The organism is Sulfitobacter sp. 1A10359, from assembly GCF_043558145.1.
GTDB classification, from domain to species: Bacteria; Pseudomonadota; Alphaproteobacteria; order Rhodobacterales; family Rhodobacteraceae; genus Sulfitobacter; species Sulfitobacter faviae.
This window is the reverse complement of record NZ_JBIFGB010000003.1, coordinates 35,755-49,764: the sequence shown is the minus strand read 5'-3', so window position 1 is coordinate 49,764 and position 14,010 is coordinate 35,755. Positions and strand designations below refer to the sequence as shown.

At 63.3% G+C, this 14,010-nt stretch carries 16 protein-coding genes; 5 read left to right on the top strand and 11 right to left on the bottom strand.

Annotated elements, in window-relative coordinates; translation table 11 throughout:
- Positions 1-28: 28 nt before the first annotated feature.
- Together ACGYK2_RS08605 and ACGYK2_RS08600 are read left to right on the top strand one after the other, a co-directional pair.
- A complete protein-coding gene (locus ACGYK2_RS08605; RefSeq protein WP_276154334.1) occupies positions 29-997 on the top strand; it encodes a Gfo/Idh/MocA family protein in 969 nt (322 codons plus the stop codon).
- Positions 994-1,929: an acetamidase/formamidase family protein gene (locus tag ACGYK2_RS08600; protein ID WP_271688353.1), complete on the top strand. Its 936-nt coding sequence runs from the start codon at positions 994-996 to the stop codon at positions 1,927-1,929. The genes ACGYK2_RS08605 and ACGYK2_RS08600 overlap by 4 nt, the downstream gene beginning before the upstream one ends.
- 68 nt (positions 1,930-1,997) lie before the next feature.
- Here the strand turns inward: ACGYK2_RS08600 and ACGYK2_RS08595 are convergent, their stop codons facing one another.
- The 7 genes from ACGYK2_RS08595 to hmgA form a co-directional block, all read right to left on the bottom strand.
- Positions 1,998-3,677, bottom strand: a complete 1,680-nt coding sequence (locus tag ACGYK2_RS08595) for an ABC transporter substrate-binding protein (protein WP_271688352.1) — start codon at positions 3,675-3,677, stop codon at positions 1,998-2,000.
- Between the two features lie 235 nt (positions 3,678-3,912).
- Entirely contained in the window at positions 3,913-4,101 is a 189-nt protein-coding gene (locus ACGYK2_RS08590) for a DUF2783 domain-containing protein (RefSeq protein ID WP_271688351.1), read from the bottom strand.
- Positions 4,098-5,705: an FAD-dependent oxidoreductase gene (locus ACGYK2_RS08585; RefSeq protein ID WP_271688350.1), complete on the bottom strand. Its 1,608-nt coding sequence runs from the start codon at positions 5,703-5,705 to the stop codon at positions 4,098-4,100. Before ACGYK2_RS08585 ends, ACGYK2_RS08590 begins: the two co-directional genes overlap by 4 nt.
- Positions 5,706-5,715: 10 nt before the next feature.
- Positions 5,716-5,970 (bottom strand): hypothetical protein, encoded by a 255-nt coding sequence (locus tag ACGYK2_RS08580; protein ID WP_271688349.1) that lies wholly within the window; start codon positions 5,968-5,970, stop codon positions 5,716-5,718.
- Positions 5,970-6,920, bottom strand: coding sequence for an MBL fold metallo-hydrolase (locus tag ACGYK2_RS08575; protein ID WP_271688348.1), 951 nt, complete (start codon positions 6,918-6,920; stop codon positions 5,970-5,972). The genes ACGYK2_RS08580 and ACGYK2_RS08575 overlap by 1 nt, the downstream gene beginning before the upstream one ends.
- Positions 6,921-6,966: 46 nt before the next feature.
- Complete coding sequence (fahA, locus tag ACGYK2_RS08570) at positions 6,967-8,220, bottom strand: fumarylacetoacetase (RefSeq protein WP_271688347.1); 1,254 nt, start codon at positions 8,218-8,220, stop codon at positions 6,967-6,969.
- A 23-nt stretch (positions 8,221-8,243) separates the two neighbouring features.
- Entirely contained in the window at positions 8,244-9,605 is a 1,362-nt protein-coding gene (gene hmgA / locus ACGYK2_RS08565) for a homogentisate 1,2-dioxygenase (protein WP_394374283.1), read from the bottom strand.
- Positions 9,606-9,671: 66 nt separating this feature from the next.
- Here hmgA and ACGYK2_RS08560 point away from each other — a divergent pair, with 66 nt between their 5' ends.
- Complete coding sequence (locus tag ACGYK2_RS08560) at positions 9,672-10,121, top strand: MarR family winged helix-turn-helix transcriptional regulator (protein ID WP_067268636.1); 450 nt, start codon at positions 9,672-9,674, stop codon at positions 10,119-10,121.
- A gap of 26 nt (positions 10,122-10,147) precedes the next feature.
- A complete protein-coding gene (locus tag ACGYK2_RS08555) occupies positions 10,148-11,032 on the top strand; it encodes a DMT family transporter (protein WP_271688346.1) in 885 nt (294 codons plus the stop codon).
- A 2-nt stretch (positions 11,033-11,034) separates the two neighbouring features.
- Here the strand turns inward: ACGYK2_RS08555 and ACGYK2_RS08550 are convergent, their stop codons facing one another.
- Positions 11,035-11,844, bottom strand: a complete 810-nt coding sequence (locus ACGYK2_RS08550; RefSeq protein WP_271688345.1) for a division plane positioning ATPase MipZ — start codon at positions 11,842-11,844, stop codon at positions 11,035-11,037.
- A gap of 235 nt (positions 11,845-12,079) precedes the next feature.
- On the opposite strand from ACGYK2_RS08550, the gene ACGYK2_RS08545 reads away from it, so the two are divergent.
- On the top strand, positions 12,080-12,754 hold the full coding sequence (locus ACGYK2_RS08545; protein ID WP_209216530.1) for a hypothetical protein: 675 nt from the start codon (positions 12,080-12,082) through the stop codon (positions 12,752-12,754).
- Positions 12,755-12,940: 186 nt separating this feature from the next.
- Here the strand turns inward: ACGYK2_RS08545 and rpmE are convergent, their stop codons facing one another.
- From rpmE to ACGYK2_RS08530, 3 genes are all read right to left on the bottom strand, one after another.
- The gene (gene rpmE / locus ACGYK2_RS08540) at positions 12,941-13,162 is read right to left on the bottom strand and encodes a 50S ribosomal protein L31 (RefSeq protein WP_271688344.1); all 222 of its coding nucleotides are present in this window, start codon (positions 13,160-13,162) and stop codon (positions 12,941-12,943) included.
- Between the two features lie 11 nt (positions 13,163-13,173).
- Complete coding sequence (gene rplS / locus ACGYK2_RS08535; RefSeq protein ID WP_067262249.1) at positions 13,174-13,557, bottom strand: 50S ribosomal protein L19; 384 nt, start codon at positions 13,555-13,557, stop codon at positions 13,174-13,176.
- 272 nt (positions 13,558-13,829) lie between these two features.
- Positions 13,830-13,991, bottom strand: coding sequence for a DUF1328 family protein (locus ACGYK2_RS08530; RefSeq protein ID WP_082849512.1), 162 nt, complete (start codon positions 13,989-13,991; stop codon positions 13,830-13,832).
- Between the last annotated feature and the right edge of the window lie 19 nt (positions 13,992-14,010).

Genomic DNA, 14,010 nt, shown 5'->3' with positions numbered 1-14,010 from the left:
ATCGCGCAGCACATTGAGGGAGACGAAGATGACGATCAGGACTGCGGTAATCGGATTAGGGATCATGGGGCGGCGCATGGCCGAGAACATGGTGCTGCACCCTGACTTCACGGTCACCACCATGTGGGATCCCGACCCCGCCGCCTGTGCCGCCGCGCAAGAGGCCGCGCCGGAGGCGGTTGTCTCCGCCACGGCGTCCGAGGCGATGGCCGATGTCGATCTCGTCTATCTCGCCTGCCCCCCGGTGCCGCGCAAAGCCTATGCGCTTGAGGCCGCGGCGGCGGGTAAGGCGATCTTCCTCGAAAAACCGCTTGGCGTGGACATTGCCGAGAGCCGCGCCTTGGTGGCCGAGTTGCAGGCCGCGGGCGTTCCGGCGGCGGTCAACTTTACCCAAGCGGCGGGGGCGGCGCTGACCGATCTGACGCGGTCGATCGAAGAGGGCGCGCTTGGCGATCTTTGCGGCATCGACATCATCGTGACCTATCCGGCATGGCCCCGCGCGTGGCAGGTGGATGCCGATTGGCTGCGCTTTGCCGCTGAGGGGGGCATGACGCGCGAGGTGATCTCGCATTTCCTGTTCTTGAGCGAGCGGGTGTTGGGGCCACTGACCCTGCAATGGGCTCATGCGGAATACCCTGACGACAAGCTCTGCGAGACCCATGTTGCGGCGCGGCTGGTCAATGCCGAGGGCTTGCCGGTTTCGATCCTCGGTTCTGTCGGCGGCGCGCAGCCGGACCGGCAGGAGGTGACGGTGAAAGGCGCGAAGGCCAGCCGTCGCATCTCGGAATTCTCTATCGACACCGTCTCGACCGGGGAGGATTTCGCGCCGACCAGCGACGTCCCCGCCGACACCCGGGCGACCAGCCTTAAGGCGCAACTCGATGATATGGCGCTGCTGATGGCGGGCAAGACCAGCCGTCTGGCGACACCAGAGGAAGCGCTGCGGGTGCAAGAACTGATCGAAGGCATCTTGGCCAACCGGGGGGTGCAGTCATGACCGCCACGCTGCAATCTTCGCCCGAGACCTGCCATTGGGGCTATTTCGAGGCCAGCCGCCCGCCTGCGCTGACCATCCAAAGCGGCGAAGAGGTGATAATCAACACCGTCTCTGGCGCGCCCAATTGCCTGCCGCCCGAGGGCTTCCACGTCCCACCCGAACTCTACGACATCCACAAGGCAGGCCCGCCGCCGATGCCGGGCCATATCCTGACCGGGCCGGTCGCCGTCGAAGGTGCGATGCCCGGCGATGTGCTGAAGGTCGAAATCCTCGATGTCGCGCTGCGGCAGGACTGGGGGTATAACTTCATCCGCCCCTTGGCGGGCACGCTGCCGCAGGATTTCCCCGAGACCTATCACAGCAACATCCCGCTGGATGCAGAGCGGGGCGTCGCCCGGCTGCCTTGGGGGCTGGAACTGCCCTTGGCCCCGTTCTTTGGCGTGATGGCCGTGGCGCCGCCGCCCGAATGGGGCCGGATCGCCACCATCGAGCCGCGCAAACATGGGGGCAATCTGGACAACAAGGAACTGGGGGCGGGCAGCACGCTTTACCTGCCGGTCTTCAACGAAGGGGCGCTGTTTTCCTGCGGGGACGGGCATGGCGCGCAGGGCGATGGGGAGGTCTGCGTCACGGCGATTGAGACGGCACTACAGGGGCGTTTCCGTCTGACCGTGTTGAAGGACCGCACAGTCAGCTATCCGCAGGCCGAAACGCCGAGCCATGTGATTACCATGGGCATGGCCCCCGACCTCGACCGCTGCGCGGAGATGGCCCTGCGCGACATGATCGCATTGGTGTCTGCACGCGCGGGGATCAGCCGCGAGGATGCCTATGTGCTCTGTTCGCTGGCCGGTGATCTGCGGATCACCCAGACGGTGAACCGTGAGAAGGGCGTGCATATGATGATGGCGAAAGAGTTGATCGGCGGTTAACGCCGGTGCCGCGCAAAGAAAAAGGGCCGCATCGCTGCGGCCCTTTCGCGTGTCTAGCTAGCGGCAGATCATTCTTCCGCCCAAGCCATCCGCGCCGGGTGATATTCGAACCCGATGTGATGCGCGGCACCCACCAGCCCCTCGCGGGTGTGGTTGTAGAGCGAGCGCCAGTAGGGCTGGATCGTGACGCCATCGTCTTGCAGCATCTTCTCACCCTTGGCCATGATCTCGCGGCGCGCTTCGACATCCGCCGTGGCCAGCGCCTCTGACAGCAGGGCGTCGAACTCGGGGCTGGCATAGCCGAACTCGTTCCACGCCTCGCCCGAGCGATAGGCCAGCGCCCAGATCTGCACGCCCAGAGGCCGCGCGTTCCAGTTGGTGGAGGAGAAGGGATATTTCACCCAGTCGTTCCAGAAGGTGGAGCCGGGCAGGATGGTGCGTTTGACCTTGATGCCCGCGTCACGCAGCTGGGCTGCCACGGCATCGGTGGTGTCTTTGCGCCATGCATCGTCGATCGAGAAGAGTTCATGCTCGTAATCTGCCATGCCCGCCTCTTCCATCAGCGCGCGGGCGGCTTCAGGGTCGGTCTTGGGCGGCTCGACTTCAGCGTATTCGGGATGCATCGGGCCGACGTGGTGGTTCTCGGCGACGAGGCCGCGCCCGGCGTAGCCGAGTTCCAGCAGCACGGCATTGTCGACCGCGAGTTGCAGCGCGTTGCGCACGCGCTTGTCTTCATAGGGTTTCATGCCGTCGACTTCGGCCAGTTGGTTGGGGCGGATCACGATGGTCGCCGCTGTGGCGATTTCATTCTCGACCCAGCCGTCCAGCGTGCTCATCACGTCGATATATTCGCCTTCCATGGAGTAGAAAGCGTCAACCTCTTCGGCCTCGGCTGCGGCGATCCATGCGGAAGGATCAGTGCCGTAGTCGATATATTCCAAACGGTCGATATAGGGCCCGCCGAAGACCTCAGTGCCCCACCATGTGTGATCGGGGTTCTTCACCAGCACGCTTTTGACGCCAACTTCGAGCGACTCGGGCAGGTAGGGGCCGGTGCCTTTCGGGTTTTCGAGCATTGTGTCGGGGTCGAACCCTTCGGGCGTGATCGCGGCGGGGTAGTCGGCCATGCCGGGGATCAGCGTGATGTCGGATTTGGGCAGCGTGAGCTTGACGGTGTGGTCGTCCACCACCTCGATCGCGCCTTCGATGGCCTTGCCGGTTTCCTCATCCACCAGTGTGGCGAAACGGCCCGCCATGGAGTTGCCTTCGAGCGACTTGTCGCACCAGCCTTCGATGTTGCGCGCCACGTCCTGCGCGGTGAAGGCGGTGCCGTCGTTCCATGTCACGCCCTTGCGGACGTTCAGCGTGTATTCGGTGGCGTCGTCGTTAATCTCCCAACTTTCCAGCAGGCCGGGGGTGAAGGTGCCGTCATTCTCCCAGATGGCGAGGTATTCCAGCCAGCCGCGGCTGAAGTTGGCGATCTGCGACCAGTCAAAGGTGCGCGGGTCTTTCAGGGCACGCACCTCCATCTGCATCCGCACGGTGCCGCCTTCCTTGAGGTTGGCATGGGCCGCCGCACGCGCAGGCGCGGCCATGCCAAGCATCCCGTAGGCTGTGGCGGACGTGGCCCCGAAGGCGCTCGCAATCGCCAGAAACTCGCGTCTGCTGACGGGGTCTTTCTTGGCGTTCTCGGCTGATGTCAGCACGGATTGCGGCAGCGGTTTTCCGGTGCGTGTCAAAAATTCCATGATTTTCCTCTCTGTTGGTGCGTTGGCCGGGCCATCGCGGATCCCCACTTTTCACGGTGGGGCAGGTGATGCAGTTGACCTGCTTTTGTCGCCTCTTGAGGTGGGCGCGGGGTGTTTAGTCTGCCGATCAGGCGCGTTGCGTCAAGCCTGTCGCGGGAAGTTGAGCAGCAAGCTAGCGCAGGAAACCGGCCCGGCAAGCGCGGGCATGGGGGAAAAGTGCTGTGAGGCTGGCGGGTTAGGCCAGATCGCGCGCGGCTTTGAAAAGCGCCGCAAGCCGGGCCGGGACGCCGAGTTCATTGGCCAGGATCAGAACCAATCGGGCGTTGAGGGCGTGGCTTTCCGCCTCGCTCAGCCCTTCGTGGGCGGCCATGAGGGCGGCATAGACGCTGTCGCCCTCGGCGCCGAGGTTGTCTTCAAGGATCATGCGGTGGCTCCTTTCGCACGGTCATAGGCGCGGGCAATCGCGGCGCTGTCGGGCTGGTCGAAGACGGCGCAAACATGGCCATCGGGGCGCAGCAGATAGAGGAATCCGCTGCCATAGCGCCGCTGCGCGTGGTCGTCCTTACCTTGGAAACAGGGGTAAGCATCATGGGATTGATCGATACCGATCCGGGCAAGGCCGGGAAGGTCGGGGGCGGTGATCTCGCCCACGGCGAGGAGGGCGAACTGGCCCTGAACCGCACCCAACAGCCAGCAATCCCCCGCAGGCCCGACCAACGGCGCGTCGATCAATGCGCTGCCGGGGCGCAGGGGTGCGTCGCCTGCGGTTTGCAGCGGGCTATGGGCCAGCGTGCAGGGCTGCGACAGCCGGCCGGAGTTGATCAGTTTGCGCGCGAAAGGGTGCTTTGCTGCGAGGGTTAGCACCTCGTTGCGAAACAGGGTCTCGATGGGGGATTTCGGCGTCATGAAATTGGTCGCGCGGGCGGAGTTGCGCATGTTCTCATCCGCGCCATGGCCGCGTTCGAAGTCATAGCTCTCAATCAGGCTTGGCGGCGCATCGCCCTGCACCACAGCGGCCAGTTTCCAGCCAAGGTTGTCGACATCCTGCACCCCGCCATTGCCGCCCCGCGCCCCGAAGGGGCTGACCACATGGGCGCTGTCGCCGACAAAGACGACGCGGTCATGCACGAACCTCTCCAGTCGTGCGCAGCGGAACTTATAGACGCTCATCCAATCCAGCCGGAACGGCGCGTCGCCGAGCATCTGCTTCAGCCGCGGCACGACCTTCTCTTCGGTCGCCTCGGCCTTCGGGTCGGTCTCTGGCCCCAGTTGCAGGTCGATGCGGTAGATGTTGTCGGGCTGTTTGTGCAGCAGGGCGGATTGGCCGTTGTGAAAGGGTGGGGCGAACCAGAACCACCGCTCGGGCGTGTCATGGTCGCCGAAGGGGGAGGTCTCCATCTCTACATCGGCAATGAGGAAGTGTTCGTCGAAGGTCTGCCCCTCGAAGGGCAGGTTCATCCGTTTGCGCGTGGCCGAGCCTGCGCCATCGCAGGCGATGTACCAGTCGGTCTCAAGCCGGTAGGGGCCATCCGGCGTCTCGATCGTCAGCTCAACATGGTCGGCGTGGCCCTTGTGATCGGTGACCTTATTGAGAAAGCGCAGGTCGATTTGGTCGGGGAACTCCTGCGCGCGTGCAATGAGATATTCTTCGACGTAATATTGCTGAAGGTTCACGAATGCCGGGTATTTATGCCCCGGTTCCGGCAGCAGGTCGAAGTTATAGACCTCCTGTTCCCCGTGAAACTGACGGCCCACTTTCCATGTCACGCCCTTTTCCAGAATCCGCTCGCCGATGCCGAGCCTGTCGAAAATCTCCAGCGTCCGTTTCGCCCAGCAAATCGCGCGCGAGCCGAGGGAGACGACGTTGTTGTCATCCAACACGACCGATCTGACCCCGCGCAGGGCCAAGTCCACGGCCATCGACAGGCCGATAGGGCCAGCGCCTACGATCACCACCGGGTGCCGCGGCTCGGGCGCGGTCAGGCCGGGTGGGGGGCTGTAGGGGAAGGGGGTGTAGGCATAGGCCATGGCGGTATCCTCAGAGAAAGGCGCGCAAGAGCAGCAGGGCCAGCAAGGCCAGCGACACCAGCGCCACCCGGCGGCGCGCACCGCGGTATTCGGGCGCGCCCAGCATCTTTGACCAAACCTGCGCTGCATCGCGCAGCCCGGCGTAGGGCTGCCCGCTGCGGCGCGCCGCATGGCGGCGGTGCTCCATCACCAGCGCGAAGACCAGATAGAACCAGAGCGCCAGCGCCAAGACGATCAGGGCAGGAAGAAGCGCGGGCAGGGACATCAGTCCGACAGCGCCTCCCACATCTCTTTGTCGCGCGCCGCCGTCCAGATGCGCGGCGTGTCGATGTCCAGCGCCTCGTCATAGGCGCGGGCGACGTTGAAGGGCAGGCAGTGCTCATAGATCGCATAGTCGCCGAACTTGGGGTCGCATTCGGCGCGCACGGCGTCCCAAGCCTCTTTCAAGGTGCCGCCACGCAGGGCCACGCGGGCCGCCGGGCGGTAGGTGGAGCGCACGAAGTCGGCGGTGCTGTCAATCGCGGCATTGACCATCTCGCGCCCCACCAGCGCGTCGCCCCGGCCCGGCGCGATGGCGTCGAGGTCGAAGGCGCGGAGGCGTTCCAGCGTCTCGGGCCAGTCGTGGAAATGCCCGTCGCCGCAGTAGCAGGCGGAGTGATATTCCACGATGTCACCGGTGAACATGACGTTCTGATCGGGCACATAGACCACCGCGTCACCCGCCGTATGGGCGCGACCCAGTTGCATGATATCGACCCGGCGTTTGCCGAGGTAGACGCTCATCCGCCCGTTGAAGGTGGTGGTGGGCCAGGTCAGCCCGGGGATGCTCTCATGGCCTTCGAAGAGGCGGGGGAAACGCTCGAATTCGCTGTCCCAATCCTCTTGCCCGCGCTCGGCGACCATGGCGCGGGCCTTCTCAGACATGATGATCTGCGGCGCGCCAAAGGCGGAGGCCCCGAGCACGCGCACGGCGTGGTAATGGGTCAGCACCAGATGGCTGATCGGCTTGTCGGTGACCGAGCGGACGCATTCGATGACCTTATTCGCCAGTCGCGGTGTCGCCTGTGCTTCGATGATCATCACGCTGTCGTCGCCGATGATCACACCAGAGTTCGGGTCTCCCTCGGCGGTGAAGGCGTAGAGGCCCTCGCCCACCTCGGTAAAAGAGATCTCTTTCTCGGTCATGTCGCCTTGTGATGCGAATTGCTTGGCCATGTGTTGTCCTTCTGTCTTGCTTCGCCAGCGCGGTTACGCGGCCTGTTCAGGAAAAGTCGATTGCCGGGCGGATCTTGCCGGTGCAGGCGCCGAAACCCACGCGGAAGCCGTCGCCCTGCGCGTGGCCGGTGAGGGTCAGCGTATCGCCGTCTTCGACAAAGCTTCGGGTGCTGCCGTCTGTGAGGGTGATCGGCTCTTTGCCGCCCCATGACAGTTCCAGCAGCGACCCGCGCTCCGATTTTTCGGGGCCGGAGATCGTGCCGGAGCCGAGCAGATCGCCCGCGTTCATCGCGCAGCCGGAGGAGGCGTGATGCGTCAACTGCTGGGCGGCGGAGTAATACATCTCGCGGTAGTTGGTGCGGGCGATCTCCTCGGCCTCGCCGCCCTCGGGCTGGAGCGTCACGGAAAGGTCGATATCATAGAGACCCGGTTTGCTTTCGCGCAGGTAGGGCAGCAAGTCTTTCTCACGCTCTGGCGTCGAAGTGCGGAACGGCTCAAGCGCGTCACGGGTCACGATCCACGGGGATATTGACGTGGCGAAGGCCTTGGCCTGAAACGGGCCGAGCGGCTGGTATTCCCACGCCTGAATGTCCCGCGCTGACCAGTCGTTGAGCAGGACATAGCCAAAGATCATCTCGTCCGCCTCAGTGATACTGACGGGCTGGCCCATCTCGGTCGAGGTGCCGACGATCGCGCCCATCTCCAACTCGATATCGAGTTTCTGGCAGGGGCCGAAATGCGGCGTTTCGGCCTCGGGGGCTTTCAACTGGCCATTGGGCCGCGTGATCTCAGTCCCCGAGACGACGACGGTGGAAGCGCGGCCATTATAGCCGATGGGGATGTGCAGCCAATTCGGCGGCAGCGCATTTTCGGCCCCGCGAAACATGGTGCCGACATTCGTGGCGTGATGTTTGCCCGCGTAGAAATCGGTATATTCGGAAACCATCATCGGCATGTGCAGCTGCGCGGCCTCCATCGGCACGAGATGGGGCGCCACAGCCGCCTGATCGGGCGCATCGGCGCTGAGGAGTTCGATCAACCGGGAGCGCAAGGAAGCCCAAGCCGTAGGGCCAAGGTCCATCACATCGTTCCAATAGGGCACATCGAACACCGGCTCTTCAGCGAGGGTGATCAGCCCCTCTTCCTCCAGCGCGGCCATGTCGAGGATCTGATCGCCAATCGCCACGCCGCAGCGCGCCTCTAGCTGATTGGTCGAAAAGACGCCGTAGGGCAGGTTGTTCAGCGGGAAATCGGTGGTGGCCGAATTGGCGCTTTCCACCCAAGAGGTCATCAGGGTCATATTGGTCCTTTCGCGGACAGCGGTCACCTCTTGCCCGGGGTGCCGTCGAATTTCTTCTCAAGGCTCTCCCAGCAGTCGATGTAATCGTCCTGCAACGGCGCTTCCTTGGCGGCGAATTCGGTCAGATGCTGCGGAAAGCGGGTCTCGAACATGAAGGACATCGTGTTGTCGAGCTTATGGGGTGCCAACTCGGCATTCGACGCGCCCTCGAAGGCGTTCCGGTCCGGCCCATGCGGCAGCATCATATTGTGCAGGCTCATGCCCCCGGGAACGAAGCCCTTGGGCTTGGCGTCGTACTGGCCGTGGATATTGCCCATCAGCTCGGACATGATGTTCTTGTGATACCATGGCGGACGGAAGGTATCCTCGGCCACCATCCAGCGGTCGCGGAACAGCACGAAGTCGATATTGGCAGTGCCCTCGACGCCCGAGGGGGCGGTCAGCACGGTAAAGATCGACGGGTCTGGGTGGTCGAACAGCACCGCGCCCACGGGGCAATAGGTGTTCAGGTCGTATTTCACCGGCGCGTAATTGCCATGCCATGCCACCACGTCGAGCGGCGAATGCCCGATCTTGGTCTCATGGAACTGGCCGCACCATTTGATGATGACGGTGGAGGGCACCTCGCGGTCCTCGAAAGCCGCCACGGGGGTTTTGAAATCACGCGGGTTCGCCATGCAGTTGGCGCCGATCGGGCCGCGCGCGGGCAGGTGGAACTTCTGGCCGTAGTTCTCGCAGACAAAGCCGCGCGCGGGGCCGTCCAGCACCTCGACCCGGTAGACCAGCCCGCGCGGGATGATGGCGATCTCCTGCGGGGCGATATCCATAACGCCCAACTCGGTGCAAAAGCGCAAGCAGCCCTCCTGCGGGACGATCAAAAGCTCGCTGTCGGCAGAGTAGAAATAGCTGTCCACCATGCTCTCGGTCACCAGATAGATATGGCTCGCCATGCCGACTTGGGTGTTCACATCCCCCGCCGTGGTCATCGTGCGCATGCCGGTCAGCCAAGTCAGCGGCGTGTCGGAATGCGGCACCGGATCCCAACGGTATTGGCCAAGGCTGGTCACATCCTGCGGCTGATGCGGCGCGGACTTCCAATAGGGCAGGTCGATCCGCGTGTAGCGCGACGAATGTTTGACCGAGGGCCGGATGCGGTAGCACCATGTACGCTCGTTCTGATGAGAGGGCGCGGTAAAAGCCGTGCCGGAAAGCTGTTCGCCATAGAGGCCGTAGTTGCATTTCTGCGGGGAGTTCATGCCCTGCGGTAGGGCGCCGGGCAGGGCTTCGGTTTCGAAATCATTGCCGAATCCCGGCATATAGCCCGGATGCGTGCCCGATGTGGTGGCCGCGGTTGTCATCGTCGATGGCTTGGACTGGCTGGTCATCTGTGCCCCCTTGCAGAATCTGTTACAAGCGTAATAGTTGGATTTGTAACTAACAAGCGGCGCAGCATGGCGGACGGTGACTTTCAGCTTCAGTATTTCCTGCCCTACCTGCTGAACCAAGCGGCGGAGGCGTCATCGCTTGAGTTTCAGCAGATCTACAAAAGCCGCTATGGCATGCTGCGCACCGAATGGCGGGTCTTGTTCCACCTCGGCCTCTACGGGCAACTCACGGCAAGCGAGATCGGACAGCGCGCGCGGATGCATAAGACCAAGATCAGCCGTGCCGTGCACCGCCTGACCGAGCGGCGCTTCGTCACCCGCAGCCGCGATCCAGAGGATCGGCGGGTGGAGCATCTGTCGCTGACGCGGCAGGGCCAAGCGGCCTATGACGATCTGCGCGCCGTGGCGCAGCGCTACAATGCCGCGCTGATGGATGCGCTCGACCCTGCCGAGGCGGCGGTGCTGCGGCGGGCGCTGCTCAAGCTGTCGGATGTGGGGCAGGGGGGCTTTACTTAGCCCGTAGAAACCGCCACCGATGGCGCATGACCGATCAGACCAAAGGCCTCTTGCTCACCTTTCTTGGGGTGATGTGCATCGTTCCCGAAGCGCTTTTCGTGCGCGTCATCGACGCGCCTATGCTGACGCTTGCCTTTTGGAAGGTGACCCTCGTGGGCATGGCGATTGGCGCGGGCCTGCTGCTGGCCCAAGGCACCGCCCCCTTCCGCGCCCTCAGCCGCGCCGGATGGGCGAGCGCCATCTACATCGGCGGCGTGGCCTGCGCCGGAGTCGGCTTCGTGCTGGCCGTGCGCCTGACCTCGGTCGCGAATGTGGTCTTCATCCTCGCCTCGCTGCCGGTCTTTGCCGCGATCTATAGCCGGGTCTTTCTGGGCGAGCCGATCAGCCGGCGCATGTTCTTTACCATCGCGGCGGTGCTCGCTGGCTTGGCCGTGATCGCCTTCGGCTCGGGCGAGACCGAGAATGCCTCGCGCGCGGGCGATCTGCTGGCCTTGTCGATCTCGGCCATCTTCGCCGGAGCGCTGACAGCGGCGCGCCATGCGCGCGCAGTGTCGATGGTGCCCGCGGTCGCATTGGCCTATCTGCTGGCCGGGGCGGTGCTGCTCCCCGTGGCGCGGCCGCTGCACATGCCCACCGCAGAACTGCCGCAGATGCTGCTCTACGCGGCGTTCATGGCTGCCAGCGCCGGGCTCATCGCCCTTGGCCCGCGCTATATCTCAAGCGCCGAAGTGGGCCTGCTCGTTTTGTTGGAATCTGTGCTGGCGCCGCTGCTGGTCTGGGCGGTGCTGGGCGAAGACCCCGGGATCTATGCGCTGATCGGCGGGGGGATCGTCGTGGGCGCGCTGTTTCTGTCGAACCTCATCGCCCTGTCGCGCCGCCGCCGGGTCGTGCCCCCGCTGCCGCGCCACTAGGATCAAAAGTCGGGGCTGACGCCCGGCAACTCCAACGCCTTGATCAGCTCACGCAACTCCTGCCGCGCGGCGATGTTCGAGATATTGAGCTGTTTCACCCCGATATCCTTGAGGTCCAGCAAGGTCAGACCACGCGGGAAAAGCTCCCGAAAGATCACCCGCTCATTGAACCCCGGCGCGGTGCGGAAACCGATCCGTTTACTGAGGTTGTTGATCGCGCGCTCCATCTTCTCCTTGTTGACCATGCGCTGCGCGCCCAAACGGTTGCGCACCACGATCCAATCAATCGCCGACAACCCGGCCTGCGCCCTGAGCTGCCGCGCGTTCCAAACCATCTCGGAATAGACGGAGGGGCCGGTGATCTTTTCGCCATTGGCGTCGATATGGGCCAAAAGATCAAAGTCGATGAAACTGTCGTTCAGCGGCGTGATCAATGTGTCCGCCAGCGAATGGGCCACCTGACTGAGCCGCGTGTGCGATCCGGGGCAGTCGATCAGAATGAAATCATTGTCCGGCTCCAGCGCGGCCACGGCGGCGCTCAGGCGATGGTCATACATGTTCTCGCCGGGGCGCAGGCTGCTGGCCTCTACATCCGGCAATTCGCAAAGCGTCGGACTGGCCAGCGTCAGGCCGGACTCGCGCATGAAGGCACGGCGGTTCTCGATATAGCGCCCAAAGGTCCGTTGCCGCAGGTCGAGGTCCAGCCCGCTGACCTTATGGCCAAGCCGCGCCAGCGCCGTCGCCACATGCATGGAAACGGTTGATTTGCCCGCGCCGCCTTTTTCGTTACCGACGACGATGATATGCGCCATACTGCTGTCCCTTCGCGCCTGCCCTTCAAGGCAGGATATTGTTGAGCCGCACTATATGTAGGGTTCACGCCTTTGGAAAGTGGCGAGGCCGCTTGTTCAGCCCGACCGTGGCAGCCCTGCCGCGTTTGGACATCGCTGACATTCGCGCTATTTTCACCGCTTAAGGCACCGTGTAACACCGCGCCTTACCGCGCGCTCGCGCACCCCAACGAACCGCTCAAGCAAGGTCTCCCCCATGCCAGATCACCACCCCACCACATCGAAACAGACAACAGTCCGCGGCGTGCTGCCGTCTCTGGGCATGGTGATCGCGGAATTCGCGCTGGTTTGCCTGCTGGTGGCGCTGGTGCCGGTGACGGTCTACCTCGATACGGCCGTTCTGGGCGAGGGCGTCACCGAAGACTCGCTGACCGAACATATGCACAACACCCTGCTGGCCATCGCGGCTGGGATTTTCATGATGGGCGCTTATCAACATGTGGGCATGCGGGGGTATCTCACGCTGGCGGCCACGCTCTTCGCTTGCATGTTCCTGCGCGAATATGACGCCGCGCTCGACCGTATCCAACACGGGTTCTGGATTTACCCCGCCCTTGTGACACTGGCAGTGGGCAGCTTCATCGCATGGCGCAATCGCGGCACCACGCTGCTGCCCATGCTGCACCACCTACAAACCCGCTCCGCCACCTTCGTCTATATCGGCGTGGTGCTGCTGCTCTTCTTCTCGCGGATTTTCGGCACCGGCGCCCTGTGGGAGGCCGTCATGGGCGCAGCCTATGACCCGCAAATCAAAACCACCGTCCAAGAGGGCACGGAACTGCTCGCCTATCTGCTGATCGCCTATGGCGCGGTGCTGTCCCACCTGCACGGCTACGGCGCCCAAGCCGCCCTACAAGAACGCCGCCTCTAACCCGGCCTCCCCCATGCGCGCCGGCCCCCACCGGCACGCACACCCCCTTAACTTCATCCTTTTAAAAATACCTCCACACCGCTTGCCGCACGCACCCGGCCTAGGCCCCATCCACTGCCCCATCCCCCAAACGCAAAAGGCGCGACCCCGAGGGGCCGCGCCTTTATCTCGCAATTTCTGTAAGGCTTAGAAGCCCAGACCTGCGTATTTGTTCTTGAACTTCGACACGCGGCCGCCGGTGTCCATGATGCGGCCAGTGCCGCCGGTCCAGGCAGGGTGCACGGAGGGGTCGATGTCGAGCGACAGATGGTCGCCTTCTTTGCCCCATGTCGATTTCATTTCCACAACGGTGCCGTCGGTCATCTTGACGTTGATGATGTGGTATTCGGGATGTGTATCGGTTTTCATCGACCAGTCCTTTATGCGTTCGCGCCGGAAAGCGGCTTGTAGTGGACGTTTTCGGCGATCCGTGCGGATTTGCCGCGACGGCTGCGCAGGTAGTACAGCTTTGCACGACGGACGCGGCCGCGGCGCACGACGGTGATGCTGTCGATGTTGGTCGAATGCAGCGGGAACACACGCTCCACGCCTTCGCCAAAGGAAATCTTGCGCACGGTGAAGGACCCGGCGATGCCGTGGCCGTTCTTGCGCGAAATGCAGACGCCTTCGTAGTTCTGCACACGGGTGCGGGTGCCTTCGGTGACTTTAAAGCCAACACGAACGGTATCACCGGCACGGAAGTCGGGGATCTCTTTCCCCAGTTCGGCGACTTGTTCCGCCTCGATTTCTGCGATCAGGTTCATCTGACCATTCTCCTATGATGTTCGCGGTATTCCACGAAATTATGTCGCGACCCAGAGCTTCGGGTTCTATCGGGCAGCGCTGCAATCGTTTCCGATCAAGGGCCCCCGCCGGAGGTATCATCGTCATTACTTAGTTTCTTGCGTAAAACGCAAAGCACCGGAGCCGCCAAAGCGATTCCGGATGCGCGGGGTATAGGGGGCAAAAGCGATAGGATCAAGGGGGCTGTGGCCACCTTGATCCCCAGTGTTTCAGACCTCTGCGGGCGGGCGCGTCAGGCCAGTGCGATCACGCCCAAGACAACGAGCAGGAACAGCACCAGCACGATGCCGATCAGCACTTTCGCCCCGGTCATCGCGGCACCCGATACGCGGCCAAAGCCCAAGAGGGCAGCAACGGCGGCGACGATCAACAGAATAAGAATAAGTTCAAGCATTTGGATTCTCCCTCCGATA